Genomic DNA, 26,212 nt, shown 5'->3' with positions numbered 1-26,212 from the left:
GATCATGAGCGACATGGCCAAAGTGCAGGATCTGACCTGGTACGCAGAGGTTCCGCGTTCAATCTGGCAGCATACGATGATCGGCCTGGTGCTGATCGTCGTGACCTTCGGCGGCTTTGGCCTTTGGGCCTTCACCGCGCCTCTGGCGGCAGCCATCATCGCCCAGGGCAGCTTTGTCGCAACCGGGCAGAACAAGGTGGTCCAGCACTTCGAAGGCGGGATCATCAAGGATATTCTGGTGAGCGAGGGCGACCGCGTAACCGTGGATCAGCCGTTGGTGCGGCTGGACGAAACGGCCGCACAAGCGAACGAGAGGCAGTATTTTCTGCGCTGGGCGCGGCTGGAGGCGATCGTCGCCCGGCTGACCGCGCAGGCGCACGGTTTGAAGCAGATCGTGCTGCCCGCGGTTCTCACGGAGCATGTCAAGAAAGATCCTGAGATTGTCCCGATCGTGCAGAGCCAGGAGCTCAATTTCCAGACCTGGAGGAGCAAGCTCGACAGCGATATCGGACTGTTGAAGCGGAATATCGAGAGCCTGGAGTTCCGCTCGCAAGGTTTTCAGGAGCAGCTGAAATCGGTGCGCGAGCAACGAGTCCTGCTCGAGGAGGAATACATCGGCAAGAAGACGCTTTTGGCCAAGGACCTGATCCGCAAGACGGAGATCAAGACCATCCAGCGCGCGATCGCCGATGCAGAGGGCCAGATTGGCCGTCTGATGTCCGAAGTCTCGGAGACCGGGTCCCAGATCCTCAAGCAGCAGCAGCAGGTCAACCAGACCGAACAGAGCTACCAAGAGGCTGCGCTCGACGAATTGCAGAAGGCCGAGGGTGAACTGGACACAGTGCGTGAACAATTGCGCGGCGCCACCAATGTGCTCCGCCGCGCGACGATCAACGCGCCGGTGACCGGCACGGTCATCAGGATGCATTTTCATACGTCCGGCGGCGTCATCGAGAGCGGCAAGCCGATCATGGAAATCCTGCCGGCCGATGTACCGCTCATCATCGAGGCGCAGGTGCTGCGCACCGACGTCGACAATATCCGGGTCGGCGAGAAGGCGACGGTGCGGCTGACCGCGCTGAACCAGCGCACGACGCCGGTCCTCAATGGGCAGGTCTTCTACGTGTCGGCGGACGCCCTGCCGGTGCAGACGCATGAGGGCACGCGCGAGGTCTACCTGGCGCGCGTCAGCCTTCCGGCAAGCGAGCTTGCAAGAGTTCACAATTTCGTCGTGACCCCCGGCATGCCGGCGGAAATTCTGATCCAGACCGCGGAGCGGACCTTCTTCGACTATCTCACCAAGCCGATCCGCGACAGCATGGCGCGCGCCTTCATGGAAAACTGACGGTTTCGCGCGGCAGAAGCGCCTACGACGTCGGAATACGGGCGGCGTGAAACCCGTTTCCGCCTGCCCGCGTTTCGCCGGCATCACCGGCCGTTCGATCGCATTTACGGCGGCTCTGGACCGATGCGCCGGTATTGCGCTGCGCGCATAGCGCATAGCTGGCTTGCGCAAAATCCGCCTACGATTTGGGCAGAAACCCTGTATATTCACCTCATCGAAGCAATGCATCTCCTCCCGCAGAGCTTCGATGCGGTGAACGATCTCCTCCTCCCATGGATCGTTCACGAGATCAGCGCCACTCCTCCTCCCAGGCTGCTGATCGATTTTTAGAGAGCCTGCCGCTCCTCCCGCGGCGGGCTCTTTTGTTTTTCGGCAGACGCTGCCGGCAATTGCGTCCTTCAAGTGTCGAATTCGTCGACGCCACGCCCCCGTGATCAACAATGCATGCCCGCGCACGGAACCAAAGTGCCCGGTTAGCGGTTACGCCTGTGGAGGTGCGTGATGTCTATCCGGCACGTGAAATCCGATCCGCAGTCGAAACCACAGCGCTGGGCGTTTCACCATGGCGCAGGGCGCCTGCGGGCAGGAGACGCGACCCGCGACGGGTCGACGACGCAGGAACGGTTGTCTCCCGTGGTCGACGCCGGCGACGGCGGCCTGGTGGCGCCGGATCTTTCGGGATCTCTCGCCCCTCATCGCAACCGGCAGCCGCCGCCGCACGACTACAGCCGTCCGGCGGTCGGTCGCGATGCGCTGGCTTCCATCCGCGACATGCGCGACGAAGACTGCAGCGGCGGGCCGATCTGGGTCGCCTTGCTCGGCGACAATACGAGCGAGGGCATGCGGCAGTTCATGGGGCTCGTGCTCGCCTTCATCTTCCTGTCGGCCGTTTTCTTCTGGTTTCTTGCCTAGGACGTATGAGGCAACAAAGCCGCCGTGGCCGTGACATTTTCCCGGTTGACGGTCGATCGCTGAAGCCTAGATAACCGGCGGTATCCCGTCCTCCTTCCCCAATGCCAGCGAGAGCGCCATGCACTACAGAACCTTCGGCCGTACGGGCCTGCGCATTTCCGAAATCGGTTACGGTGCCTGGGGCATCGGCAAGAGCCATTGGCAGGGCGCGCGCGACGACGAGTCCGCCCGCGCCCTCAACCGCGCAGTCGACCTCGGCCTCAATTTCATCGACACCGCACTCGGCTACGGCCAGGGCCACAGCGAGAAGCTGATCGGCGCCTTGCTGCGCGAGCGGTCGGAGACGATCCATGTCGCCACCAAGATCCCACCTAAGAACATGCAATGGCCGGCGCACGCCGGCACCCCGGCCGAGCAGACCTTCCCGGCCGACCACGTGATCGCCTGCACCGAGACGAGCCTGCGCAATCTCGGTGTCGAGACGATCGACGTGCAGCAGTTCCATGTGTGGTCGGACGAGTGGGTAGGCCGCGGCGACTGGCTGGAGGCTGTCGAGCGGCTGAAGCGCGACGGCAAGATCCGCTTCTTCGGCGTTTCGATCAACGACTACGAGCCGGACAATGCGCTCCGGCTGATCGAGACCGGCGTCGTCGACAGCGTGCAGGTGATCTACAACATCTTCGAGCAGGCGCCGGAAGAAAAACTGCTGCCCGCGTGCCTGAAGCACAATGTCGGCGTCATCGTCCGCGTGGCGCTCGACGAAGGTGGTCTGACCGGCCAGATCCGCGCCGATACCGTCTTTCCCGAGGGTGACTTCCGGGAAACCTACTTCCGGGGCGAGCGCAAGCGCGAGGTCGAGGAACGAACGCAGAAGATCGTCGAGGATCTGGAAATCAAGCCCGACGCACTGGCCGAGACGGCGCTGCGCTTCGTTCTCAGCCACCCGGCCGTATCGACGGTCATTCCCGGCATGCGTTCGGTGCGCAACGTCGAGCGCAACTGCGCCATCGGCGACGGTGCCGGCCTGCCGGATGCGCAGCGGGCGAAACTGACCGCCCACCGCTGGCGGCGCAACTTCTATCGGGATTGAAGCCGCCGTTTCGCCGCCTGTCATCGACGCTCCCAGGGATCTGTCGGCTGCGTGGCCGCGTCTTCAGTGCCTCGCCCGTCCGGATATGCTATCCATAGGGGTGCTGGAGCCTGGGGGCGCCGATGGAACAAAAGCTCTCCGTCATCATGGCCGCGGACGTGGTCGGCTATAGTCGGCTGATGGAGCTCGACGAGAAGGGCACGCTTGCGACCCTCATGGCTCATCGGCAGGAGCTGTGGGACGTCGCGGTCGCCGCGCATCACGGGCGCATCGTCAAGCTCATCGGTGACGGCATGCTGATGGAGTTCCGTGCCGTGGAAGACGCAGTTCTCTGCGCGGTCGAGATCCAGCGGGGAATGCAGACGAGGAACGCGGGTACGCAGCGGGATCGCCGGATCGAATTTCGCATTGGGATCAATCTCGGCGATATCCTGTTTGAAGACGGTGACGTTTACGGTGACGGCGTCAACGTGGCGGCGCGCATCGAGAGCCTCGCCAAGCCGGGTGGCATATCCGTCTCCGCCTCGGTTCACGACACGCTGGGCGGTCGCCTGGACATCCGCTTCGAAGACACGGGCGCGCAGGCGTTGAAGAACATCGGCCGCCCCGTCCACATCTACAATATCGTCATCGACGACGGCGGATCGGAGGGGGCGGCGCTGATGGCGCCACCGACACAGGAGATACGGGAAAATCCCCCCGTCAAGTCGAGCCGGACGCATCTCTATGTGTCGCGCTTTGCGAATTTGAGCGGCAATCCCGATGAGGATTATTTCGCGGCCGGCATCACGCAGGACGTCGTCGCGGCATTGTCGCGGTTCTCCGGTTTGAACGTGATCGTTCGGTTGCCGCGTCCCGAGCCGCAACCTCAGGCACGCACAACCTACTACACGCTCGAAGGCAGCGTCAGGCGCGCTGCCGACCGGGTCAGGGTCAATGCCAGTCTGACCAATGCCACTGGCGAACACATCTGGGCGGAGAAATACGATTTCGACCTTGTCGACATGTTCGATGTCCAGGACGAGTTGTCCCGTTCCATTCCGGCTGCCTTGAATGTCAAAATCGAAGAGGCCGAACGATACCGGATTCTCGCCGAGCCGCTCAAAGGATCAAGCGCCTACGATTTCTATCTGCGTGGCCGGCACATTGAAAAAAGCCTGAAACCGGATGAGGTCAGGCGGGCAAAGGAGATGTTCCTGGCCGCGGTCGACGCTGATCCTCCTACGCCCGCGGATATCTCGGGCTGGCCTGGCTGGATATACGCAAACTGAAATGGAACGAGCGTGCCGACATGGAAGCGACGCTTGCCAGTACCTTCGCATCGGCAAGCAAGGCTTTGGAGCTCAGTCCCTGTGACGCCGATGTTCACTGGGCGCTCGGCGTCGTCCATTTGTGGAGGGGAGAGGCAGAACGCGCCATCGGTTGTTACGAGCGTGGGCGCGAACTGGCGCCGAACAATTGCGATCTTCTTGCGGAATATTGCGATGCCCTGGGGTATCTCGGTCTGTTGGAGGACGCGATCAGGATCGGGGAACTGGCCTTGCGGCTGAACCCCAGTCGTCCGGACTGGTATTTCTGGAACATCGCGGCTGCCAGGTATCTCTCCGGCCAGTACACCGAAGCGTTGGCTCTGCTGGAGAAGATGGCCGATCTTGGTTCGGCCTACCGTTTGCTGGCGGCGACCTACGCGCAACTCGGGCGCCTTGAGGATGCACGTCGCGCCGCGGCGGAGCTCCTGAAACTCAATCCGGAATTCTCGATCGAGCGATACGGTTCCCGTGCACCCTACCGGGATAAGGCCTTGCTTGCGCGTTACGTTGAAGGATTGCGGCTGGCCGGACTGCCGGAGTGAGTTCGGAACGGCGTGAGGGAGCCGCATCGGCCGGCCGGGTTTACTTGGAGGAAAAGCAATGTCGGAAACAGTCAATGTCCGCTACATGGTCGACGACGTCGAGGCGGCGATCGCCTGGTACACGACCCACCTCGGCTTTTCGCTTCTGTCGAGCTATGCACCGGCTTTCGCAGATGTGCAGCGCGGTGCGCTGCGGCTGCTGCTGAGCGGACCGACGAGTTCGGCCGGCCGGCCGATGCCGGACGGCGAGAAGCCGGGGCCGGGCGGCTGGAACCGCATCCATCTCCTCGTCGATGACCTCAACGCCGAAGTGGAGCGGCTGCGCCGTGCCGGCGTCATGTTCCGCAATGACATCGTCACCGGTCCCGGAGGGGCGCAGATCCTTTTGATCGATCCCTCCCGAAATGTTGTCGAACTGTTTCAGCCCGCGCGACGATAGCGACCCGCGCGCCCGCGGGTCGTCGATGCGCTCGCACCGCTGGGGATGCGAGCGCCAGGTCGGCTCTCAGCCGGCGCTGGTGTCGACCACTTCGAAATCGTGGGTGATCGTCGCGGTCTTGGCGAGCATGGCCGAGGCCGAGCAGTATTTCTCGATCGAGAGCGAAACGGCGCGCTCGACCTTGTTGACCGCAAGTCCGCGTCCCTTGACGATGAAGTGCATGTGGATGCGGGTAAAGACGCGCGGTTCCGTCTCGGCGCGGTCGGCGTCGAGTTCGACGACGCAGTCTTCCACCGGCTCGCGGCCCTTCTCCAGAATGTGCACGACGTCATAGGCCGAGCAGCCACCGGTGCCGATCAGCACCAGTTCCATCGGGCTCGGTCCCGGGGTGCGCCCCTCTTCGCCGAAGGCGGTTCCCAATACGACTTTGTGGCCGCTACCAGACTCTCCGACGAAGGTCCGGTCTTCCACCCATTTGACGCGTGCTTTCATGTGTCTCGTCCTGTTGTAGCCATGGCATGATCACGGACCCAGACAGAGCCGATGATCCTCCGTTCACATAGCGTCTTGGAGGGTTTTCGCAAATGGCCCGCATCCTCTAAAATGGCAGCCAGCGCCATCGGTGCGGGAACGGACGGCGCGGAAACCAGGCCAAAGGTGTTTTGATGAACGACACGACGGGAAATGCGCCTGACCGTTCCGGCGCCGTGATCCATCCGCCGATCGCCTGGGTGATGTCGGTGGGCGGTGGCCTCGTGCTCGACCGGCTCTACCCGTTGCCGTTCGTGCCCGCGACCGTGCCGGACGTCCTCGTCGGCGGCATCATTTTTCTCGCCGGTCTCGCGCTTTTGATCTGGGCGGCGGTGAGCTTCAGGCGTGCGGGAACCGAAATCCAGATCCATCGCCCGACATCGGCGATTGTCGAAGCCGGTCCCTACCGCTTCACCCGCAACCCGATCTATACTGGCATGTTTCTCGGCCTGATCGGCTTTTCCATCGTCTTCGACAGCCTGTGGCTGCTGATCTTGCTGGTGCCTTTCTACCTTATCATCCGCTATGGCGTCGTGGCACGCGAGGAGGCCTATCTCGAGCGCAAGTTCGGCGACGTCTATCGGGCCTACAAGGCGCGCGTCAGGCGCTGGCTCTGATTGCACAAATCGGCATGCTCCGCGGCGATGAAACGGGTCCGGACGCCTCGTCGCAGCACTCGCGATTTCGGGTGGATGAGTCGGCAGTCCCTCGATTGATCATAGCCGAGGCGGCTGCGGGTGTGCCTAGGGGGTATTGCCGGGATGGACTTGAACGAGCGTCCATCCCGCTGGAACACGAAAGGTGGTCTTTCGTGCAGAAGGTCGGGCCTTATCTCGGCGCTACGATCCCGTGATAATAGTCGCCGTCACCAGCTTCATAATCGGCGGCGTAGCCGCCACCGCCACCGCCGCCGCCGCCGGTCTGGGAGCATCCGGCGAGGGCGAGAACCATTGCCAACAGGATTGTAGCGCGCATTTATTCTACCTTTCAGTTGAATGATCACGACAGAGGCTGCCGAGTTGCTGCCATACCTAACACGCCCGGTGGAGTATGATCGAGCGCGTGTGGCGATGTGTGCCTATGGCAATGCGCCGCGCCTCAAGCGCGCGATCGCCTGTCGAAGGCGATCGTTAGCGCCAGGCCACAAGCCCTTCTTCATACGGCCGTATCTCCTGTGCCCACCTCTTTCAGGTAGGTTGCTGTGAAGGGCCATAGACTATATGGCCCTTGACCTCACTTCCGGAACAAGGAGGACACATGACTTCGATCGAACCCGCCTACGGAACCGCGACGCTCCTGCTGATCGCGGCGGCAGCCGTTGGCCTGCTTCTTTTTCTTATCCTCCGGTTGCGCCTGCATGCCTTCGTCGCTCTGGTTTTGGTCAGCCTCTTGACGGCGCTGGTGACCGGCATCTCCTTCGCGGACGTGGTCCCGACCCTCCTGCAGGGCTTTGGCTCGACGCTTGCCTCGGTGGCGCTGCTCGTCGGTTTTGGCGCGATGATCGGGCGGATGCTGGAGGTCTCCGGTGGCGCGCAGGTGCTCGCGGATCGGCTGATCGGCCAGTTCGGACCTGAGCGCGCGCCTCTCGCGCTCGGCGTCGCCTCGCTGCTGTTCGGCTTTCCGATCTTCTTCGACGCCGGCCTCGTGGTCATGCTGCCGATCATTTTCAGCGTCGCAAGCCGCTTCGGCGGCTCGGTTCTGCTTTATGCGCTGCCTTCGGCAGGCGCCTTTGCGGTCATGCACGCATTCCTCCCGCCCCATCCAGGCCCGGTGGCCGCCAGCGAATTGCTGGGGGCGGATATCGGCCTGCTCGTGCTCGTCGGCCTCGTCGTGGCGCTGCCCACATGGTATCTCGGCGGCTATCTCTTCGGCCTATGGGCAGGCAAACGCTTCGAACTGCCGGTGCCAACCCTTCTCGGGTCGCCGAACGAGGCGGCGCACGACGAAGTGCCCCCGTCTTTCGGCACGGTGATGCTGGTGCTGCTGCTGCCGCTCGTGCTGATCTTCCTCAATACCGGCCTATCGACGCTGGCCGCCGCCAAGATGATCGACGGCGGCGCATTGTGGGTCAGCATCCTGCGCATGGCCGGGCAGACGCCCGTCGCCCTGCTGATCACTGTGCTCGTCGGCATGTGGGTCCTCAGCGGCGAGCGTACGCTCAAGGACATGGAAAAGCTGATGGACGGGGCGCTAGGCCCGATCTGCGGCATCATTCTCGTTACCGGAGCCGGCGGCATGTTCGGCGGCGTGCTGCGAGCAAGCGGCATCGGCCAGGCGCTCGCCGGCAGCCTCGAGGCGATCGGCATGCCGCTGATCGTCGCCGCCTTCCTCATCTCCACGGCCCTGCGTGTGGCGCAGGGGTCGGCGACCGTGGCACTGACGACGACGGCGGGCCTTCTCGCTCCAACGGTCGCGGCAACGACGGGGCTTAGCCCCTTCGACCTGTGCTTCCTCGTGATCGCCATCGCTTGCGGCGCGACGGTGCTGAGCCATGTGAACGATTCCGGCTTCTGGCTCGTCGGCCGCTTCCTTCAGATGGATGAGCGGACGACGCTCAAGACCTGGACGGTGATGGAAACCCTGCTCGGGGTGATTGGTTTCGCCTTCGCGCTTGTGGGATGGTGGCTGCTATGAGTGAGGACCTTCAGCATATCGTGGTGATGGGCGTATCCGGCAGCGGGAAGACCACTGTCGGCGAGGCGCTGGCCGCAAGGCTCGGCTGGCGTTTTGTCGAGGGCGACAGCTTTCACCCGCCGGAGAACGTCGCCAAGATGTCCGCGGGCATTCCGCTCGACGACAATGACCGTGAACCCTGGCTGCGGGCGCTGGCCGCAGAAATTGCCAAGGACGAGGCGGCTGGCAGCCCTTCGGTGGTCGGGTGCTCGGCCCTGAAACGGTCCTATCGCGACATCCTGCGCACGGGCGCGCCGCGCGTCTGCTTCGTGCATGTGCACGGCGACCGCACCGTGCTGGCCGACCGGCTCTCGCATCGGGCGGGACACTTCTTCCCTGCTTCCCTGCTCGACACTCAGCTTGCGACCCTCGAGCCGCTCGGTCCGGACGAGGATGGCGTCGTCGTCGACGTGGCTCTTCCAACAGCTGAGCAGGTCGATCTTGCCATCCAGGGGCTGGGCAACTAGCCCAGCCGCGCTTGCGCTTCTCACATCGGGGGACAGTCGCTGTACGGCGGGGACGGGGCGTGCAATCGCGCATTGAAGGCGAAGCGATCCCTGAACGTCCGCGCATCCCGCAGCCTGAGCTCCAATGCGTGAGCGCTGGCGGAGGGGAGTGGGGGTCGAACCCACCCGGGACAGGCTCGCTGCCCCAACCGGATTTGAAGTCCGGCCGTCCCACCGGAGACGATTCCCTTCCTCAGCGCTGAAACAGGTCGCTGCGATGGGGATTTATGCGACGCAGATCTCCCCTGCGCAAGGTCAGGCCGAGCCGGTCGTAGAAATCGAGGACCTCGATGGCGACCTTGCGGCCGTTGTGGACCCGATCGCGAAAGGTGGGCGCGGTGAACCAGCCGTCTTCCGCCTGTGCCGCCACATCGAGCACGATGGCCGCCATCTCCTCAACGACCGCGCGGGCGAAGAAATGGTCGTGCGCGATCTCGTGGGTCTGCCCGAGCCTCTGGGCGAGCTTCAGCACGCGCCGTATGTCGCGCTCGTCGGCATTGAGAAGGGCCGCGAAATCGCGCACGCGCGGTGGCCGGAAGCGGCTATCGTCGACGAGGTGCGGATGGATCCGCTGCCACAGGTCCTCGTCCGCCGGCGACAGCCGAAGCTCGTGGCCCGGCAGGCGCAGGAAGGCGCCGTCAAGCCCGATTCGACCTGCCGCGGCTTCGTCTCGGAGGAACGCGAGGAAGCTTGTCGTCGGCAGGCGCGGTTTGAGCAGGAGCCGCAACCGTTCGCGACCGATGCCGGCAAGCTCCGGGTTTTCTGCGTGGAAGGCTGTGAGTGTGTCAGTCAGGTTCGCCCGCAATCCGTCCGCTGCTGCGGACGAGAGCGCGTGGTCGCCGATGGCCCTCGCCCCGGCGGCAATCAGCAGCCGGGAAAGCGTGTCCTCGCCCAGGCCACGGTCGCGCAGGAAGGCCGCAAGCTCGATCGGTGCCAGGTCGGACAGGTCGGAAAGGGCCGCCGCCGGGTCCTCGTGGCGGGAAGCGGTAAGGAAGGCCAGGCGCTCCGGCGTGCCACGCTTTCGCGCCGGCGGGCGCAGATCGAGAAAACGGCCACCGCCGATGGTCCGGATGGCCGAGGTGTCGCGCAGGATGAAGCGGTCGCCGATGGTCGCGGCGATGGGGCGGTCGAGGACCAGTTGCACGAGGCCTTGTGTCCCGGGATCGAGCGGGCCGGCAAGAGGCACGATCCGCGCACCGACCTCTGTCGCATGGGTGTACAAGCGTGCGGGAAACCAGATGCCGATCGGCTTGGCCTCCGAGGCAAGCACGCGGACCTCCGCGTCGATCCGGTCCGTCGGTGCATGCAGTGCCGGGGCGAGGACCACGTCGCCGCGCCGGATCGCGTCCTTCGTCACCCGTTCGCCGGCGATATTCAGCGCGCAGCGTTGGCCGGCAAGCCCCTCCGCTGCTTTCCGGTTCTGCGCATGGATCCCGCGTATACGGGCGGTCAGGCCGGACGGACTGACCGTGACGCTATCGTCGAGCTTCGCACGGCCGCCGAGCACCATGCCGGTCACGACCGTGCCGGCGCCCGCAAGCGTGAAACTGCGATCGACGGCAAAGCGCAGCAGGCCGGCATCGTTGCGTGCGGCGGTTTCCGCTTCGGCGGCGGCGAGCCCCGCGCGCAGGACCTCGATGCCTTCGCCGGTAAGGGCGGAGACGGCAAGGATGGGCGCCTTTTCCAGACCGGTGCCGGCGAGGGCGGTCTGGATCTCCGCGGTTACCTCCGCGCGCCGCTCAGGCCCGGCCAGATCGGCCTTGGTGAGCGCGACGAAACCTCTGGTGATGCCGAGCAGGTCGAGGATCGCGAGATGCTCGCGCGTCTGCGGCATGACGCCGTCGTCGGCTGCGACCACCAGCAGCGCGAAATCGATACCGCCAGCGCCGGCAAGCATCGTATGGATCAGCCGCTCATGACCCGGCACGTCAACGAAGCCGGTGACCGTCCCGCCGCCGAGGTCGGCATAGGCAAAACCGAGGTCGATGGTGATGCCGCGGGCTTTTTCCTCGGCAAGGCGGTCGGCGTCCGTGCCGGTCAGGGCCTTCACCAACGCCGTCTTGCCGTGGTCGATATGCCCTGCCGTCCCGACGATCATAGTGCTGCCAGGGCCGCGATGAGCATCTCGTCGCTTTCCAGGCAACGCAGATCGAGGACCAGCGCGCCATCACGGATATGGCCGACGACCGGGATCGGCAGGGCGCGAAGCCGTGCGGAAAGCCGTTCCGGCGCGTCGCCGCCGCTGCCTATCAGCCGCAGGCCGGCGCTCGGGATCGTATCGACCGGCAAGGCGCCGGAGCCGACCTGGCTCTGGCACGTGCAAGCTGCTGCCGAATAGCCGTGCGGCTTGAGTAGCGCATCGATTGCCGGAGCGAGACGGGCCGCCTGTGCGCCGATGTCGGCCTCCGGTCGGGAAAGAAAGCGCAGCGTCGGCAGCCGCTCCTTAAGCCGATCGGGATCGCGATAGAGCTTCAGTGTCGCTTCGAGCGCGGCAATGCGGATCTTGTCGAGACGAACGGCGCGTTTGAGCGGATTGCGGTTGATGGCGGCGATGAGATCGCGCCGACCGACCACGAAGCCCGCCTGGGGCCCGCCGAGCAGCTTGTCGCCCGAAAACGTGACGAGATCCGCGCCTTCGGCGACGGCTTCCGCCACCGTGGGCTCGCGTCGCAATCCGAAGATGGAGAGATCGATGAGTGAGCCCGAGCCGAGGTCGTTCAAGAGCGGCACACCGGCCTTGCGGGCAATCTCGGCCAGTCTTGGCGCCGGCACCTCGGCGGTAAACCCTTCGATCCGGTAGTTGGAGGTATGGACCTTGAGGATGACGCCGGTCTCAGGCCCGATCGCGCCCTCATAGTCACGCGGATGGGTGCGGTTGGTGGTGCCGACCTCCACCAGCCTGGCGCCGGCGCGGGCCATGATGTCGGGCATGCGGAAGGCGCCGCCGATTTCGATCAGTTCGCCGCGCGAGACGATCGCCTCGCGTCCGTCGGCCAGGGTATTGAGCGCAATCAGCACGGCGGCGGCATTGTTGTTGACGATTGTGGCGTCCTCGGCGCCGGTCAGTTCGCAGAGCAGGCCACGCAGATGATCGTCGCGCTGACCACGCCCGCCGCCGTCAAGGTCGAACTCCAGCGCCAGCGGGTTGGCCATCGCGGCGGTTGCGGCGCTGACGGCTTCTTCGGCCAGGATGGCGCGGCCGAGATTGGTGTGCAGCACGGTGCCCGTGAGGTTGATGAGCGGGCGAAGGGCGGAGCGGGCGGCGGCCGCCAGCTCCTCGGCGACGCGGCGCGGTAGGTCGGCCGCAAGCGTTGCCCCATCGTCGCCCGCACGGATTTTTTCCCGCGCGATCTCAAGCCCGGCGCGGACGGCGGTGACGACGGCGAGACGGCCATGTTCTTCCGTCAGCGCCAGTCCCTCTGGCGAGGTCAGCATCTGGTCGACCGAGGGAAGCACGCGAAAATCCTGCATCAATACCCCGCGAGATAGGGGTTGAAGCCACCGCGGCGAAACTCGGTCTCCTTCATCAGGATATCGAGGCCAAGGCTGCCGACGTCGTCGGCGATCGGCTCCAGGCTCGGATTTTTCACCTGGTAGAAGATCTTGACCCAGGCATGGCATTCCCGACAGGTCTCAGCCTTTACCGTCGCCTCCGAGGTCTCGACCGAACGATAGCTGATGCCCTTGGTCGAACCGCAACAGAGGCACTTCACCCGCACCTCGTTCCATTGCGTGCCGCAGCAGGCGCAGGCGGCATAGCGGACGTTCTCGACGCCCTGCGTGCCCATCACGGACGAAGTGGCAGGCCGGCCGCCGCAAGCGGGGCAGATGCCGAGGGCGACAGGGACGAGCGCTTCCGCATCGAGCGTCGCGGCGAGCCGCGCCATGTGCACCTGCACCGCGGCCGCGACGAAGAGATGGGGAGCGGCGCTGTCTTCCGGAACCCGATCCGATAGGATGTTGGCGAGCAACCAGTGCCGGTCGCCGTCCTCTGCTGCGCGTACCGCATCGAGCGCCAGGCGGGCCGGGTCGGGCATGGCGAGATCGGCAGCGCCTTCGAGAAGCGCGTCGAGGGTTGCGGAAAGGCCGGGGTCATCGACAAGCGCCATTCGGTCGAACGGCGGCATGGCGGCGCGTGCGGCCTCGGCGAGGCGCGCCGATGTGGGCGCCGCGACGGGCGGAAGGGTCACGACCAAGCGAGCCTGAAGTTTGGAGAGCGCCGCGAGGAAGCCGAGATACGGCGCAAGCGCGTTGCTTTCGGCGAGAAACGCGAAGCGGCGCGCGCGTGTCTGGAACAGTTTGACCGGCTCGGGCAGGAAAGCTAGCGGCGGTTTCGGCACGCCGCCAATGAGGGAGGGATCGGGTTGTACGTCTTCTGCCATCGCATCTCCGGCGATCCGACAGAGACGCCGGATCAAGCAGCATTCACGGTGCTACAGCGACCTTTGCGCGCCTGACAGGACGCGCGGCGCTGTAGGAGACCTTCATTTTGACGGGTCGGAGCCCTGGCGTCCAGCCAGTTCGCGCAGCCATTTGCGATGATGCCGAAAGGCCCAGCCGCCGGTGACGGTGCCGCGGGTCATGGCCCTTATCGTGCCGCGCGTCCAGATTGCCGCATAGACATGGACGATGAAGATCAGGATCGTGAAAAGCGCCGCCAGCGAATGCACCGCGACCGCGATGCGGCGAACGGGGATGGAAACGAGGTCCGGGAAGTACTGCTCCCAGATCATGATGCCGGTCGTCACGAGCACGACGATCAGACCGGACATGCCCCAGAAGACCATCTTCTGGCCGGCATTGTATTTTCCGAGTTCGGGCAAGCTCTCTTCGTTGCCCTGGAGTAGATCACCGAACTTGCGGCTCCATTCCACATCCTCGCGCCGCGGCAGATTGAGCTTCCACATCTGCGCAAACAGGAGGAGGAAGCTTGCGACGAGGATAAGTCCGACGATCGGATGCAGCCATCGCGTGGTCTGGCCGCCGCCGAAGAGGCCGGTCAAGAAAAACAGCGACGGGTGGAAGAAGGAAAGTCCGGAGATCAGAAGCACGATCATGCAGGCGGCGGTGACCCAATGGTTGAGACGGGTATAACCACGATAGCGATTGACGGTGACCGGATGCTTCGTCTCGATCCTGTCGCCGGGGGCCGAATAGATACGTTTGTCAGCCATCACGCCTCCCTGCCGCCTTGCGGGCGGTTGCGATCCTCGACGAGTTCCTCCGCCTCGCCTTCCTCATGGGCGGTCACCTCGTTCGGCCGGGCGAAGATGCCGTGCAGCACGGCGCCGGCGGCGGCAAGTCCGGCAACGGCGAGACCAACGGTTTTGGCCGGACCCTTCCAGCCGCGCACCACCGGCGAAATCTGCGGATCGTCCGGCAGCCCGGAATAAAGCGAGGGCTGGTCGGCATGGTGCAGCACATACATCACATGCGTTCCGCCGACGCCTTGCGGGTCGTAGAGGCCGGCATGGTCGTAGCCGCGCGACTTCAGGTCCTCGACGCGCTCGTTGGCAAGCGTGACCATGTCCTCCTTCGTTCCAAAGGAGATCGCCTTGGTCGGGCAGGCCTTGGCGCAGGCCGGGCCCTGGCCGACGGCCACGCGGTCGGAACAGAGCGTGCATTTCTTCGAGACATGCGCGGTCTTCGATATGCGCGGAATGTTGAAGGGGCAGCCGGCGATGCAATAGCCGCAGCCGATGCAGTTGTCGGAGATGAAATCGACGATGCCGTTGGAATATTGCACTATGGCGCCCGGTGCCGGGCAGGCCTTGAGACAGCCGGGATCGGCGCAGTGCATGCAGCCGTCCTTGCGGATCAACCACTCGAACTCGTTGGTAACCGGGTTCTCGTATTCAGTGAACCGCATCAGCGTGAACATATCAGCCGTCAGGTCATGCGGGTTCTCGTAGACGCCGACATTTTCCTCCAGGTCCGGATGGGTGTCGTTCCATTCGATGCAGGCGGACTGGCAGGCCTTGCAGCCGATGCATTTCGACACGTCGATCAGCTTGGCGACCGGGGTCAGCTGTCGTTCGGGTGCCGGCACGTTGCTTGTTGCCGAAGCCTTGACGACGTCGCTCGGCAACAGGTTCGACGCCAGCGGTTGCAGCGGCGGGTTGGCGGCGGCCGTTACCGGTTCCGGTGCGCGTTCGCTCATGCCGAAGCTCCTTCTTCCGCCGCCGGTTCGATGTTGACCAGGAAGGCCTTGAACTCCGGCGTGTCGATATTGGCGTCGCCGACGAAGGGGGTGAGGCTGTTCGGGCCGAAGCCCTTGCGGGCCGCACCCATGAAGCCCCAGTGCAAGGGAATGCCGACCACATGGACCGGCTTGCCGTTGCAGATCAGCGGACGAATTCGCTTCGTCACCACTGCCTTCGCCCAGACCTCGCCACGTGCGCTCCACACGCGCACCCGCCCGCCCTTGGTGATGCCGCGTTCAGCCGCCAGCTCCTCGCTGATCTCCACGAAGAATTCCGGCTGCAGCACGGCGTTGACCCGGCTGTGCTTGGTCCAGAAGTGGAAATGCTCGGTGAGGCGGTAGGATGTGGCAACGAAGGGGAAGTCGGTGCTCGTGCCCAGCTGTTGCAGGTCGCCTGGAAAGATGCGCGCGACGGGATTGCCGCGAAGTTTGGCGTTGAACGGATTTTCGACCGGGCTTTCGAACGGCTCCATATGTGTTGGGAACGGCCCGTCCCGCATCAGCTTGCGGGCAAAGAGGCGGGCGGTGCCCTCCGGCGTCATGATGAACGGCATCACCGCCTCGGGCTTTGCCGTCACCGCTATGTCGGGAACGTCGAAGCCGGCCCAACGCTCGCCGTTCCATTCGATCAGTTTACGCGCCGGATCCCAGGGTTTGCCCTGGAGATCGCAGGACGCGCGATTGTAGAGGATGCGGCGATTGGCCGGCCAGGCGAAGGTCCATTTGAGGAAGGTGCCGACATCGCCCGGATCGCTGTTGTCGCGCCGGGCCATCATGTTGCCTTCTTCCGTCCAGGACCCGGCATAGATCCAGCAGCCCGACATGGTGGAACCGTCGTCACGCATCACGCCGAAGTTCGGCAGGAGCTTGCCCGCCTCGACCAGCACCTTCGTCGGATCGGTCGGGTCATAGAGCGTCTGCAGCGCGCGTCCGTTCATCTCCTGGGCAAGCTCGGCCGGTTCCGGCTCGTAAGGGTCCTTGTAATCCCAGGCAAGGTTCAGGATAGGCTCGGGACAGACCCCGCCTTCCTTGCGGTAGAGTTCACGCACTCGCAGGAAGATGTTGGCCATGATCCAGGTGTCGTGCTTGGCGTCACCAGGCGGTGTCGCCCCCGGCCAGTGCCATTGCAGCCAGCGGCCCGAATTGACAGTGGCGCCCTCGTCCTCGGCAAAGCAAGTCGCCGGGAGTTGCAAGACCTCCGTCATGATCTTGGCGGAGTCCACCTGGTTGTAGATACCGTGGTTTTCCCAGAAATGCGCCGTCTCGGTCTGCAGCGGGTCGATTGTCACGAGCAGTTTCAGCTTCGACAGACCCTCGGTCAGCTTCGCCCGATTGGGGAAGGACAGAAGCGGGTTGAAGCCCTGGCAGAAGTAGAGGTTCACTTCGCCGCGGCTCATCATGTCGAACATCCTGAGGATGTCGTAATAGGGCACATCGAGCTTCGGCAACCAGTCGAAGCCCCAGTCGTTTTCCTTCGTGGCAGCGCTGCCCCACATGGCCTTCAGGAAACTGACCATGAATTTGGGGGTGTTCTGCCAATAGCTTGTCTGGCCGGGAACGAGCGGCTTGTTGCCGCGCGTCGACATGTAGGTGGTGTAGTCCGTCTCCTTTTCCGTCGCGAGGTTCATGTAACCCGGCAGGGAGTTGGAAAGCAGGCCGATGTCGGTCAATCCTTGGATGTTGGAGTGACCGCGCAGCGCGTTGACGCCACCGCCCGGCAGGCCGACATTGCCGAGGATGAGCTGCAGCATCGCCATGCCGCGGATGTTCTGGGCGCCTTTCGAATGCTGCGTCCAGCCGAGCGCGTAGAGCGAGGTCATCACCTTGTCGCGCGCCGACGTCGCGCCGATCATCTCGCAGATCTTCAGATAGCGATCCTTGGGCGTGCCGCAGATATTTTCCACGAATTCCGGTGTGTAGACCGCGACATGCTCTTTTAGGAGGTTCCAGACACAGCGCGAGTCCGTGAGAGTCGGATCGGTTTTGACCGTTCCGTCCTCGTTGAGCTGGTAGTCCCAGGCGGTACGATCGTAGTCGCGCTTCTCCTCGTCATAGCCGGTGAAGAGACCATCGGCCCAGCCGAACTCCGGGTTCACCAGGTAGGTGGCGTTGGTATAGTTCTTGACGTAGTCCCACTGCACCTTGTCGTTCTCGATGCAGTAGCGGATCGCGCCCATCAGGAAGGCGATGTCGGAGCCGGGGCGGATCGGCGCATAGACGTCGGCGACCGAGGCCGTGCGGTTGAAGCGCGGATCGACCACGATCAGCCGGGCGCCGCGATGATGCTTGGCTTCCGTCACCCATTTGAAGCCGCAGGGATGAGCTTCGGCCGCGTTGCCACCCATGACGATGACGAGGTCGGTGTTCTTGATGTCGGTCCAGGCGTTCGTCATTGCGCCGCGGCCAAATGTTGGAGCCAAACTGGCTACCGTGGGGCCGTGTCAGACGCGTGCCTGGTTGTCGAAGCCGACGACTCCCATAGACCGCACGGTCTTGTAGGTCAGCCATCCCGTCTCGTTGGTGCCGCCCGACGCCGCAAGGAAGCCCATCGTCGTCCAGCGGTTGACGGTCACGCCGGCCGCGTTCTTCTCGATGAAGTTCTTGTCGCGGTCGTCCTTGATCGCTCGGGCGATCTTGTCGAAGGCCTCTTCCCAGGAGATGTCCTGCCAGGTGTCGGCGCCCGGAGCGCGGTGACGCGGCTTCGTGGCGCGGGTCTCGGACTTCACGAAGTCCTTGAGCGCCGCGCCCTTGGGACAGAGCGTCCCGCGGTTGGTCGGATGATCGGCATCGCCCTCGATATGGATGAGCTCCGCCTTCTCGCCGGCGGAAAGATCGCCCTTCGAATACATCAGGATGCCGCAGGCGACCGAACAGTAGGTGCAGACGTTGCGGGTCTCGGTGGTGCTTGCGAGTTTGAAGGCACGCACATGGGCGGCTGTTGCGGCCTCGGCCGCTCCGAAGCCCATGGCGCCGATCGTGGTGGCCGCGGCTCCTGCGCCAGCGAGCTTCAGGAAACTGCGGCGGGAAAGATCGATGTTCATTGGAGGTCATCCTCTTCCATGCGTATCGGTCTTACCGGGATGGTCGAACCTCAAGGCCCTGGTGTCAAGAAGGAATTGAATGGCATTTGCCCCGAAAAGTCATGGTCTTGCCCGGGATCATCGGTCATGATCGCGAGCTGCGACAGGGCCGCCTTTGACGCAACCGTATGAAGGGAGTTCCAACCGTGAGCAGTATTTCCGCTTCTGCCGAACCGCGCCTGACCTCGCTTGCCCATGGCGGCGGCTGCGGCTGCAAGATCGCCCCGGGCGTGCTTCAGGACATTTTGCGCGGACGGGTACAACTGCCGGTCCCGCCGGAACTTCTGGTCGGCATTGAGACCTCGGACGATGCAGCGGTCTATCGCCTAAACGATCACCAGGCGGTGGTCGCCACCACGGACTTCTTCATGCCTGTTGTCGACGACCCCCACGATTTCGGCCGGATCGCCGCGACGAATGCCATCAGCGACATCTACGCCATGGGCGGAACGCCGATCTTCGCACTGGCGCTGGTCGGCATGCCGGTCAACGTGCTCTCGACGGAAACCATTGGCGCCATCCTCGACGGCGGGGCGGCGGCCTGTCGGGCGGCCGGCATTCCGATCGCCGGCGGCCACACGATCGATTCCGTCGAGCCGATCTACGGTCTCGTCGCGATCGGCCTCGTCGATCCGGCCCATCTCAAGCGCAACAGCGGAGCCGAGCCGGGTGACGTGCTGATCCTTGGCAAGCCGCTCGGCGTCGGCATCTTTTCTGCGGCGTTGAAAAAGGGCGCGCTCGATGAAGCCGGCTATATCAGGATGATCGAAAGCACCACGCGCCTCAACACGGCCGGACCCGATCTCGCGCGGCTTTCCGGCGTGCATGCCATGACGGACGTGACGGGTTTTGGCCTTGCCGGCCACGCGCTCGAAATGGCGCGCGGGTCGAACTGCCAGGTCCGGGTCGACTGGTCCGCCGTTCCCCTTCTGGAAGGTGCTTTCGATCTGGCTGCCGCCGGTTTTGTCACCGGCGCCTCCGGGCGGAACTGGGCAAGCTATGGGCAGGACGTGGCCTTTGCCCGCGAGATGGGTGCGATCGACAAGGCGCTGCTTTGCGATCCACAAACGAGCGGCGGCTTGCTCGTCGCCTGTGACCGGTCGACCGCGCAGGCGGCGCTCGACCTGTTCGACAAGCACGGTTTCGGCGCGGCGGTGATCGGGGAAACTGTGGCCGGGCCGGCGGGATTGGTGATCGCGTAGCCTTTGGCGCTTACCCGGCCCTGCCGAGCTTGGCTGCGTCTCTCTAAGCCAAATCTCGCGTCGACCAGAGTGGCCGCAACGTCTTTCGTCGGGACGGGTTGGTCCCGGCGATGATCGGTGTATTGCGGCCGGGCTGTGTCGGCCGCAACAAGATGGATGCGGAGGCACGATCTCGCCACGGCGTGACGGTTGGGGTGCGCTTCTGACCCCGGCTATTGCTCGGCAGACCGGAGCGCGCCGGCATCGTACACAACCTTGCCGCCAAGCAGGGTCAATACCGATCGGATGGTATCGATCTCGTCGACCGGCATCGTCATGTAGGGCTTGTCGAGCACTGCGAGATCGGCGAGCTTGCCTGCGGAAAGCGTGCCGCGATCCTCCTCGGCAAAGGCGATCCATGCTGCGTTTCGCGTGTAAAGCCGCAGCGCTTCTTCGCGCGTGAGCAACTGGTCGCTCGCCTTCTGCACCGTGCCTCCAAGCGAACGGCCCGTCAGGTGGTACTCTATCGCCTGCCAGACGCCGGCGACGCCGATGCGTGTGGAGTCGGTGCCGCCGGCGACAAGCAACCCCTTGTCGATGGCAAGGCGCGTCGGTGGCGAAACGGCTGCGACAGCCGTGCCATTGGCGTCTGCGATGGCCGCCCCCTCGAAATAGGGACCCATCTGGACGGTGTAGGCGAGACCCATCTTCTGCATCCGGTCGAGGGTGGGTTCCGATCCGGTGTTGAGGTGGGCGATCGACCACCGGAGGTCGTTGAGCGGGTGCGTCTTGTGCACCTCTTCGAAGACGTCGAGGATGGCGCTCGCGGCGTCATCGGTATAGGCGTGGATCTCGATGGGGATACGCCGTTCCGCAGCGAACTGCGCGACTTTCAAGAGTTCGTCGCGCGCTTCCTTTGGCGGAGCGAAACCCGGCCCCATCTGCACGCCGTCGTTCATCGCAAAGACCAGGGATTCGCCAAGACCCAGGAAGCTCAGCGTGCCGTCGTCGTGGACGGCGGGACGGAACGACATGATTTCGCGGAACCATTCGGCTTCTTTGCCGGGATGGGCCGCCGGAATGCGGTAGCCGGCCCTCAGTGTCAGGCCGCCTTCGTCCCGGAGGGCGAAGAACGGTTCGTAGCCGGTGGCCGGCCCAGCGGAAGGGTCGATGAAGCCGGTGACGCCGACCGCGTTGAGATGCGAGAAGAAGACCTGCAGGTTCGCCTTGCGCTCGTTCATTCCAATCGCACTGAGTTGTCCGAAGAGCACGTTGAACGAGCCGATGTTGCCGAAGAGCCTGCCCGTTGCGCGGCTTTCTTCGTTGCGCTCGATCGTGATGCCGGGCGGCAGCTTCGGCGCAGCGCTGTCGAGAGCAAGCAGTTCGATCCCCTTGGTGTTCACGAGCGCGTAGTCGTAGAGATATTGCACATAGGCCGGCGTCTGCGGGAGGGTCTTGTCGAGGTCGGCGACGTCAGGCGCTCGGCGCTCGGCGAACTGGTCCGGATGCCAGGAGCCGACGACCGCGACCCACTGGTCCCTGGCACGATCCCGCGCCGCAGTCTTCAAGGCTTCAAGCGCGCTCGCAAGGCTCGTTTCGTCATGCCAGTAGGTCTCGAACGGATAAGTCTGGCCGCCGCGGATCGCGTGGATATGCGTATCGACAAGGCCGGGAATGACCGTGCGGCCGCCAAGGTCCAGGACCTCGGTATCAGGTCGCACCAGGTTCTCGATGTCCTCGTTGCTGCCGACCGCCACGATGCGGCCATCGGAAACGGCGAGCGCTTCCGCCGCCGGTCGAGCCTCGTCCATGGTGACGATCGTCCCGTTTCTGAGCACGAGGTCGGCACTATCGTTTGCCAAGGACGATTGCGTGAAAACGGCAAGCTGTGCCGCGGCGAGGCAGAAGGTCGAAAACCGGCGGATCAAGGCACTCTCCTCAACAGGATCGGTGAAACCAAACTGGCGGAGGGCGCGGGTGGTTCGCGTTGCTTTCTCCGGCAGGTGCGGCGTCGGATGGTGGCCGAGCCTCTTCGCCACGCCTGAGATAGCGGGCCTAAAAAAGATACGGACGCTACAAACCGGCGGTAGGCGCCGAAATCGAGCCACAGCGTCTTAAAAATAGGACAAGGATTTCGGCGATTGCCGATCCAGACTGCGATCGCAGGTGGAGCCGGCGAGGCGAAGGCCGGCGATCACTTGCTTCCGATGGCGCGCAGAAAGTCCACGCCGAATTGGACGATAGTCCACCAAAAGAGCACAGTTGGACCTCATCTCCACCGGAACGGCGAGCTACCAATCTGTCGGCAGGATGAGGAACCCGCCAGATCAGAACCAAGGGAGCGAGAAATGATCCACGCCGATGACGGCTCACTGTCCCAGGAACAGCGAATGATGCGCGACAGCTGCCGCGCCTTCGTCGACGACGCGGTGACGCCTTTCATTCGATCGAACTGGCAGCGCGAATGGGACATGAGCCCGGGTGAGCGGCTGCCGCGCTCGATCCTGGAGGGCGCCGAAACGATCGGCGTCCGCACGCTCGGCGTGCCGGAAGCCTATGGCGGCGTCGACCTGGAGCGCGAGACGGAGGTTAGAACCTTCGCGCTGATCTCCGAAGAAATCGCTCGTGGCGACTCCGGCCTTGCCGACAAGCTGGTGCAGAACTGGAAGGTTTCGATCCTCCTGCGCGAATTCGCGCCAAGGCACCTGCAGGACAAGTGGTTTCCGCGCCTTCTGGCGGACCCGCAGTTCCTGCTGGCCCATTGCCTTACCGAGCCGCGCGGCGCTTCGGACCGCTGGCTACCCTACAATGTGCCCGAGGCGGCGATGCACACGAAGGCCGTGCTCAAGGACGGGCACTGGGTGATCAACGGCCGCAAACAGTTCATCTCGAACGGCTTCGATGCGAGCCTCTACGTCGTCTATGCCAATACGGACTCCTCCGTCGGCATGCTGCAGGGAACCTCGAGTTTCCTCGTGCCGCGCGACACGCCGGGCCTGACGGTGACGAAATGCAACGAGACCATGGGCTGCCGTTTCATGAACAACGGCGAGCTGGTGTTCGAAGACTGCCGGGTGCCGGCGGATCACCTTCTCGTCCAGAACACAGCCCTTGGCAGCGCCGGGCAGTATTTCCGCGCCGGCAAGATCATCCAGGCGGCCAAGAACCTCGGCGTCGGCGTCGCCTGCTTCGAGCGCACGGCCGACTATGTCCAGAACTATGTGCAGGGCGGGCGTATTCTCATCAAGCACCAGGCGGTGGCGCTCAGGCTCGCCGACATGGCGACCCGGATCGAGGCGGTGCGCGCGCTGATCGAGCGGGCGTCGAGGGCCGTCGACGAGGGGCATCCGGACATGGATGTTCTTTGCAACATGGCCAAGGTCTACGCCTCGGAGGAGATCATGAAGGTCGCGACCCACGCGCTGGAACTGCATGGCGGCAACGGCGCGATGCTGGAGTTCGGCATCGAGAAGCTGTTCCGCGATGCCGCCATCTTCCTGCACATGGATGCGACCGTCGATGTCAGCCGGATGAAGATCATCAAGACCATGTTCCCGGCAACCGCCGGCAAATACGCAGGCCCTGAAAACTAGGACCTGTCGGAGGAGTTGGCGGGCAAGGGAGGACGAAGGATGAAGATATTGGTCGCCGTGAAGCGCGTTGTCGATCCGAACGTGAAGGTGCGGCTACGGGCGGATGGCAGCGGTCTCGACCTTGCCGCCGCCAAGATGACGATGAACCCGTTCGACGAGATCGCTGTCGAAGAGGCGGTCCGTCTCAGGGAGGCGGGCATCGCCTCCGAGGTGGTCGTCGTTTCCGTCGGTCCTGAAAAGGCGACGGAGACATTACGCACCGCACTGGCGATGGGGGCCGATCGCGGCCTCCTCGTCCGGACCGAGGCGACGACCGAACCGCTGGCGGTTGCCAAAGCGCTGAGCGCCGTCGCCGGCGAAGAACAGCCGGCCCTGATCCTTCTTGGGAAGCAGGCCGTCGACGATGATTGCAATCAGACCGGACAGATGCTGGCCGCAAAACTCGGTTGGCCGCAGGCGACCTTTGCCTCGCAGCTCACCGTCGATCGCGACCGCGCCACCGTCATTCGCGAGATCGACGGCGGATCGCAGACGATCGCGCTCGCCCTGCCGGCAATCGTCACGGCGGATCTGCGCCTGAATGAGCCGCGCTACGCGTCGCTGCCGAACATCATGAAGGCCAAGAAGAAGCCGCTGGAGGAAAGGCAACCTTCGGACTACGGCCTGGTCATCGAGGAGCGCCTGGAAGTCGTCCGCCTCGAAGAGCCGCCGACAAGGGCCGCCGGCATCAAGGTGAAATCGGTGGCGGAGCTTGTAGAACGGTTGAAAACGGAAGCGGGAGTGCTGGCATGAGCGTGCTTGTCTTGGCCGAACACGGCAATGCGCAACTGGGCGAGGCAACGGCAAGGGCGGTCAGCGCCGCGCTTTGCCTCGGCGATGACGTTCACGTGCTCGTCGCGGGCAAGGGGTGTCACGACGCAGCCCTGGCTGCCGCCCGTCTCGACGGCGTCTACAGGGTCCTGGTCGCGGATGGGGAAAGCCTTGCCAACCAACTTGCCGAGCCGCTCGCCGACTTGATCGTCGCCTTGTCGGGAAACTACGATGCCATCGTCGCGGCATCCACCTCGACCGGCAAGAACGTGATGCCGCGCGTCGCGGCACTGCTCGACGTCATGCAGATCTCGGACGCGATTGCGATCGATGGTCCTGACCTGTTTCGCCGTCCGATCTACGCCGGCAACATCGTTCAGACGGTGCGCTCGAAAGACCCGAAGCGCGTTCTGACGATCCGGGCGTCGGCATTCCGACCCGTGGGTCAGGGAAAGGCGAAGCCAATCGAGGTAGTCGACGTTGCGCCGGGCTCCTGCCGTTCGACATTCGTCGCCAATGCTTTCGCGGTTTCGGAGCGGCCCGAACTGACCTCGGCGCGCATCGTCGTGTCCGGCGGGCGCGGTATGGGCTCGGCAGACAATTTCGAGACGGTGCTTGCGCCGCTCGCCGACACGCTGGGGGCGGCATTGGGTGCGAGCCGCGCGGCCGTTGACGCCGGCTATGTCTCGAACGACCTTCAGGTCGGCCAGACCGGCAAGATCGTCGCTCCCGACCTCTACATCGCCTGCGGCATTTCCGGCGCGATTCAGCATCTGGCGGGCATGAAGGATTCGAAGGTGATCGTCGCGATCAACAAAGACGCGGAGGCACCGATCTTCCAGGTTGCCGATTATGGTCTCGTCGCCGATCTCTTCGAGGCGGTTCCCGAGTTGAAAGGGACGCTCGCAAGCGCGACTTGAGCAGGTGGCATCGGCACTGAGGCAAACGGGGAGGACGAGATGGCAAGGACAGATGGGCAGCCGGGCGGCGATCCGGATCAGGACGTGGACGACACCCTGTCGGCGCCCTTTCGTTCCTACGCGCTCGAACGGGCCGATGCGCCTCGCTTCCACATTCGTCTGGTCGAAAAGACACAAAGGCTCTATCCGGCGCACAAGCACGACTACTTCCAGATCGTCTATTTCATGACCGAAGCGCCGACGGCGCGCGTCGGCCTCAGATCCTACAAACCGCAGCCGGGCTCGGTTTATTTCATCGCGCCGATGACCCCGCATCAGATGCGCTTCAGCAGCGCGTCGCGGTCCGTCGTGATCTACTTCGACCTCGATTTCCTGCGGCCGGGCATCACGCGCTCTTATCCGATACAGGAACTGGTGCGCATTGCCCCCGAACTCACGCCCTTTGCCTGGCAGGGGCACATCGACTTTAACCTGGACGAAGCCCAGGCGGCGCGCGTCGAGGAGGCCTGCCGGGTGATGATCCTTGAGCATGCCGAAGATCGGATCTGCACGGGGGAGATCATTCGCGCCGAGCTGACGCTGATGCTCGGCAGGATCTGCCGGGCCTACGAGGATCGTTTCGACGAGTTGTCACCGGTTCTGCCGGCGATCGGCCGGGACAGCGGACATATGCGCCGGATCTCAGATTTCATCGCGGAGAATTACCTGCGCTCGCCGACCCTCGATCAGGCGGCCGCCTACGCCAGGCTTTCCCGCAGCCGCCTCTGCGCGCTGTTGCGGCAGCATACGGGCACCAGCTTCAACGCGCTCATCCGCGAGATGCGCATCGATGACGCGCGCGAACGCCTGGTGCTGACCGACGAGCCGATCGGCCAGATCGCCTATGCCGTCGGTTACAACGACGAGAAGTATTTCCTGCGAGCGTTTCGAAAGTCGGTCGGAATGACGCCGACGGCCTATCGGGTGAAACGGTTGAGCGACCTGGCCGTACCCGCGACGACGCGGCGCGGTCTCGGCGCGCAGGCCCGGGCCTGATGCCAACGAGCAGGAGCTAGCGGATCACACGAAACCAGCCGGA

The 26,212-nt window shown here is 64.1% G+C and carries 23 protein-coding genes and 1 tRNA gene; 14 read left to right on the top strand and 10 right to left on the bottom strand.

Annotated features, from left to right (window positions below; translation table 11 throughout):
• Positions 1–4 precede the first annotated feature (4 nt).
• The 6 genes from IB279_RS14330 (at position 5) to IB279_RS14310 (ending at position 5,638) form a co-directional block, all read left to right on the top strand.
• Positions 5–1,345 carry an HlyD family type I secretion periplasmic adaptor subunit gene (locus IB279_RS14330; RefSeq protein ID WP_034787518.1) on the top strand — a complete coding sequence of 447 codons (1,341 nt, stop codon included), beginning with the start codon at positions 5–7 and terminating at the stop codon, positions 1,343–1,345.
• 501 nt (positions 1,346–1,846) lie between these two features.
• Positions 1,847–2,257: a hypothetical protein gene (locus IB279_RS14325; protein ID WP_090297111.1), complete on the top strand. Its 411-nt coding sequence runs from the start codon at positions 1,847–1,849 to the stop codon at positions 2,255–2,257.
• Between the two features lie 118 nt (positions 2,258–2,375).
• Positions 2,376–3,347, top strand: a complete 972-nt coding sequence (locus IB279_RS14320; protein WP_060604505.1) for an aldo/keto reductase — start codon at positions 2,376–2,378, stop codon at positions 3,345–3,347.
• Between the two features lie 122 nt (positions 3,348–3,469).
• On the top strand, positions 3,470–4,618 hold the full coding sequence (locus IB279_RS14315; RefSeq protein WP_246801947.1) for an adenylate/guanylate cyclase domain-containing protein: 1,149 nt from the start codon (positions 3,470–3,472) through the stop codon (positions 4,616–4,618).
• A gap of 20 nt (positions 4,619–4,638) precedes the next feature.
• Entirely contained in the window at positions 4,639–5,199 is a 561-nt protein-coding gene (locus IB279_RS37110) for a tetratricopeptide repeat protein (protein ID WP_246801946.1), read from the top strand.
• Between the two features lie 58 nt (positions 5,200–5,257).
• Positions 5,258–5,638 carry a VOC family protein gene (locus IB279_RS14310; protein WP_089042968.1) on the top strand — a complete coding sequence of 127 codons (381 nt, stop codon included), beginning with the start codon at positions 5,258–5,260 and terminating at the stop codon, positions 5,636–5,638.
• A gap of 66 nt (positions 5,639–5,704) precedes the next feature.
• Here IB279_RS14310 and IB279_RS14305 read toward each other — a convergent pair whose 3' ends face one another.
• A complete protein-coding gene (locus IB279_RS14305) occupies positions 5,705–6,130 on the bottom strand; it encodes an OsmC family protein (RefSeq protein ID WP_060604512.1) in 426 nt (141 codons plus the stop codon).
• Positions 6,131–6,303: 173 nt separating this feature from the next.
• On the opposite strand from IB279_RS14305, the gene IB279_RS14300 reads away from it, so the two are divergent.
• Entirely contained in the window at positions 6,304–6,786 is a 483-nt protein-coding gene (locus tag IB279_RS14300; RefSeq protein ID WP_089042969.1) for an isoprenylcysteine carboxylmethyltransferase family protein, read from the top strand.
• A 211-nt stretch (positions 6,787–6,997) separates the two neighbouring features.
• On the opposite strand, the gene IB279_RS14295 is transcribed toward IB279_RS14300, so the two are convergent.
• The gene (locus IB279_RS14295) at positions 6,998–7,144 is read right to left on the bottom strand and encodes a hypothetical protein (protein WP_156400696.1); all 147 of its coding nucleotides are present in this window, start codon (positions 7,142–7,144) and stop codon (positions 6,998–7,000) included.
• 282 nt (positions 7,145–7,426) lie between these two features.
• Between IB279_RS14295 and IB279_RS14290 the strand changes: the two genes are divergently transcribed.
• A complete protein-coding gene (locus IB279_RS14290; protein ID WP_034787501.1) occupies positions 7,427–8,803 on the top strand; it encodes a GntP family permease in 1,377 nt (458 codons plus the stop codon).
• Complete coding sequence (locus IB279_RS14285) at positions 8,800–9,309, top strand: gluconokinase (protein ID WP_034787499.1); 510 nt, start codon at positions 8,800–8,802, stop codon at positions 9,307–9,309. Before IB279_RS14290 ends, IB279_RS14285 begins: the two co-directional genes overlap by 4 nt.
• Positions 9,310–9,445: 136 nt before the next feature.
• Here the strand turns inward: IB279_RS14285 and IB279_RS14280 are convergent.
• The 7 genes from IB279_RS14280 to fdnG form a co-directional block, all read right to left on the bottom strand.
• Positions 9,446–9,541: transfer RNA gene (locus IB279_RS14280), tRNA-Sec, on the bottom strand.
• Complete coding sequence (gene selB / locus IB279_RS14275) at positions 9,542–11,446, bottom strand: selenocysteine-specific translation elongation factor (RefSeq protein WP_089042970.1); 1,905 nt, start codon at positions 11,444–11,446, stop codon at positions 9,542–9,544.
• Positions 11,443–12,819 carry an L-seryl-tRNA(Sec) selenium transferase gene (gene selA, locus IB279_RS14270; protein WP_089042971.1) on the bottom strand — a complete coding sequence of 459 codons (1,377 nt, stop codon included), beginning with the start codon at positions 12,817–12,819 and terminating at the stop codon, positions 11,443–11,445. Before selA ends, selB begins: the two co-directional genes overlap by 4 nt.
• A complete protein-coding gene (fdhE, locus tag IB279_RS14265; protein WP_089042972.1) occupies positions 12,819–13,730 on the bottom strand; it encodes a formate dehydrogenase accessory protein FdhE in 912 nt (303 codons plus the stop codon). Before fdhE ends, selA begins: the two co-directional genes overlap by 1 nt.
• A 102-nt stretch (positions 13,731–13,832) precedes the next feature.
• Entirely contained in the window at positions 13,833–14,522 is a 690-nt protein-coding gene (locus tag IB279_RS14260; RefSeq protein WP_060604524.1) for a formate dehydrogenase subunit gamma, read from the bottom strand.
• The gene (gene fdxH, locus IB279_RS14255; RefSeq protein ID WP_089042973.1) at positions 14,522–15,508 is read right to left on the bottom strand and encodes a formate dehydrogenase subunit beta; all 987 of its coding nucleotides are present in this window, start codon (positions 15,506–15,508) and stop codon (positions 14,522–14,524) included. The genes IB279_RS14260 and fdxH overlap by 1 nt, the downstream gene beginning before the upstream one ends.
• A complete protein-coding gene (gene fdnG / locus IB279_RS14250) occupies positions 15,505–18,591 on the bottom strand; it encodes a formate dehydrogenase-N subunit alpha (RefSeq protein ID WP_192339311.1) in 3,087 nt (1,028 codons plus the stop codon). Before fdnG ends, fdxH begins: the two co-directional genes overlap by 4 nt.
• A gap of 194 nt (positions 18,592–18,785) precedes the next feature.
• On the opposite strand from fdnG, the gene selD reads away from it, so the two are divergent.
• The gene (gene selD, locus IB279_RS14245; RefSeq protein ID WP_309142284.1) at positions 18,786–19,832 is read left to right on the top strand and encodes a selenide, water dikinase SelD; all 1,047 of its coding nucleotides are present in this window, start codon (positions 18,786–18,788) and stop codon (positions 19,830–19,832) included.
• A gap of 212 nt (positions 19,833–20,044) precedes the next feature.
• Here the strand turns inward: selD and IB279_RS14240 are convergent, their stop codons facing one another.
• The gene (locus tag IB279_RS14240; RefSeq protein ID WP_210207571.1) at positions 20,045–21,739 is read right to left on the bottom strand and encodes an amidohydrolase; all 1,695 of its coding nucleotides are present in this window, start codon (positions 21,737–21,739) and stop codon (positions 20,045–20,047) included.
• 420 nt (positions 21,740–22,159) lie between these two features.
• Here IB279_RS14240 and IB279_RS14235 point away from each other — a divergent pair, with 420 nt between their 5' ends.
• From IB279_RS14235 to IB279_RS14220, 4 genes are read left to right on the top strand one after another with little or no spacing between them, the layout of a single operon-like run.
• Positions 22,160–23,404, top strand: coding sequence for an acyl-CoA dehydrogenase family protein (locus IB279_RS14235; protein ID WP_060604527.1), 1,245 nt, complete (start codon positions 22,160–22,162; stop codon positions 23,402–23,404).
• A gap of 39 nt (positions 23,405–23,443) precedes the next feature.
• On the top strand, positions 23,444–24,196 hold the full coding sequence (locus tag IB279_RS14230; protein ID WP_060604530.1) for an electron transfer flavoprotein subunit beta/FixA family protein: 753 nt from the start codon (positions 23,444–23,446) through the stop codon (positions 24,194–24,196).
• A complete protein-coding gene (locus tag IB279_RS14225) occupies positions 24,193–25,134 on the top strand; it encodes an electron transfer flavoprotein subunit alpha/FixB family protein (protein ID WP_060604533.1) in 942 nt (313 codons plus the stop codon). Before IB279_RS14230 ends, IB279_RS14225 begins: the two co-directional genes overlap by 4 nt.
• 39 nt (positions 25,135–25,173) lie before the next feature.
• On the top strand, positions 25,174–26,169 hold the full coding sequence (locus tag IB279_RS14220) for a helix-turn-helix domain-containing protein (RefSeq protein ID WP_060604535.1): 996 nt from the start codon (positions 25,174–25,176) through the stop codon (positions 26,167–26,169).
• Positions 26,170–26,212: the final 43 nt, after the last annotated feature.

Source organism: Ensifer sp. ENS06 (genome assembly GCF_014852205.1).
Lineage (GTDB): Bacteria > Pseudomonadota > Alphaproteobacteria > Rhizobiales > Rhizobiaceae > Ensifer > Ensifer adhaerens.
The sequence above is the reverse complement of the archived record's forward strand: the minus strand, read 5'-3'. Positions and strand labels throughout refer to the sequence as shown.

Excerpts from the sequence above, each read along its gene's own strand:
- IB279_RS14330 (WP_034787518.1), top strand. The coding sequence starts at position 5 with ATGAGCGACATGGCCAAAGTGCAGGATCTGACCTGGTACGCAGAGGTT.
- IB279_RS14325 (WP_090297111.1), top strand. The coding sequence starts at position 1,847 with ATGTCTATCCGGCACGTGAAATCCGATCCGCAGTCGAAACCACAGCGC.
- IB279_RS14320 (WP_060604505.1), top strand. The coding sequence starts at position 2,376 with ATGCACTACAGAACCTTCGGCCGTACGGGCCTGCGCATTTCCGAAATC.
- IB279_RS14315 (WP_246801947.1), top strand. The coding sequence starts at position 3,470 with ATGGAACAAAAGCTCTCCGTCATCATGGCCGCGGACGTGGTCGGCTAT.
- IB279_RS37110 (WP_246801946.1), top strand. The coding sequence starts at position 4,639 with ATGGAAGCGACGCTTGCCAGTACCTTCGCATCGGCAAGCAAGGCTTTG.
- IB279_RS14310 (WP_089042968.1), top strand. The coding sequence starts at position 5,258 with ATGTCGGAAACAGTCAATGTCCGCTACATGGTCGACGACGTCGAGGCG.
- IB279_RS14305 (WP_060604512.1), bottom strand. The coding sequence starts at position 6,130 with ATGAAAGCACGCGTCAAATGGGTGGAAGACCGGACCTTCGTCGGAGAG.
- IB279_RS14300 (WP_089042969.1), top strand. The coding sequence starts at position 6,304 with ATGAACGACACGACGGGAAATGCGCCTGACCGTTCCGGCGCCGTGATC.
- IB279_RS14295 (WP_156400696.1), bottom strand. The coding sequence starts at position 7,144 with ATGCGCGCTACAATCCTGTTGGCAATGGTTCTCGCCCTCGCCGGATGC.
- IB279_RS14290 (WP_034787501.1), top strand. The coding sequence starts at position 7,427 with ATGACTTCGATCGAACCCGCCTACGGAACCGCGACGCTCCTGCTGATC.
- IB279_RS14285 (WP_034787499.1), top strand. The coding sequence starts at position 8,800 with ATGAGTGAGGACCTTCAGCATATCGTGGTGATGGGCGTATCCGGCAGC.
- selB (WP_089042970.1), bottom strand. The coding sequence starts at position 11,446 with ATGATCGTCGGGACGGCAGGGCATATCGACCACGGCAAGACGGCGTTG.
- selA (WP_089042971.1), bottom strand. The coding sequence starts at position 12,819 with ATGCAGGATTTTCGCGTGCTTCCCTCGGTCGACCAGATGCTGACCTCG.
- fdhE (WP_089042972.1), bottom strand. The coding sequence starts at position 13,730 with ATGGCAGAAGACGTACAACCCGATCCCTCCCTCATTGGCGGCGTGCCG.
- IB279_RS14260 (WP_060604524.1), bottom strand. The coding sequence starts at position 14,522 with ATGGCTGACAAACGTATCTATTCGGCCCCCGGCGACAGGATCGAGACG.
- fdxH (WP_089042973.1), bottom strand. The coding sequence starts at position 15,508 with ATGAGCGAACGCGCACCGGAACCGGTAACGGCCGCCGCCAACCCGCCG.
- IB279_RS14235 (WP_060604527.1), top strand. The coding sequence starts at position 22,160 with ATGATCCACGCCGATGACGGCTCACTGTCCCAGGAACAGCGAATGATG.
- IB279_RS14230 (WP_060604530.1), top strand. The coding sequence starts at position 23,444 with ATGAAGATATTGGTCGCCGTGAAGCGCGTTGTCGATCCGAACGTGAAG.
- IB279_RS14225 (WP_060604533.1), top strand. The coding sequence starts at position 24,193 with ATGAGCGTGCTTGTCTTGGCCGAACACGGCAATGCGCAACTGGGCGAG.
- IB279_RS14220 (WP_060604535.1), top strand. The coding sequence starts at position 25,174 with ATGGCAAGGACAGATGGGCAGCCGGGCGGCGATCCGGATCAGGACGTG.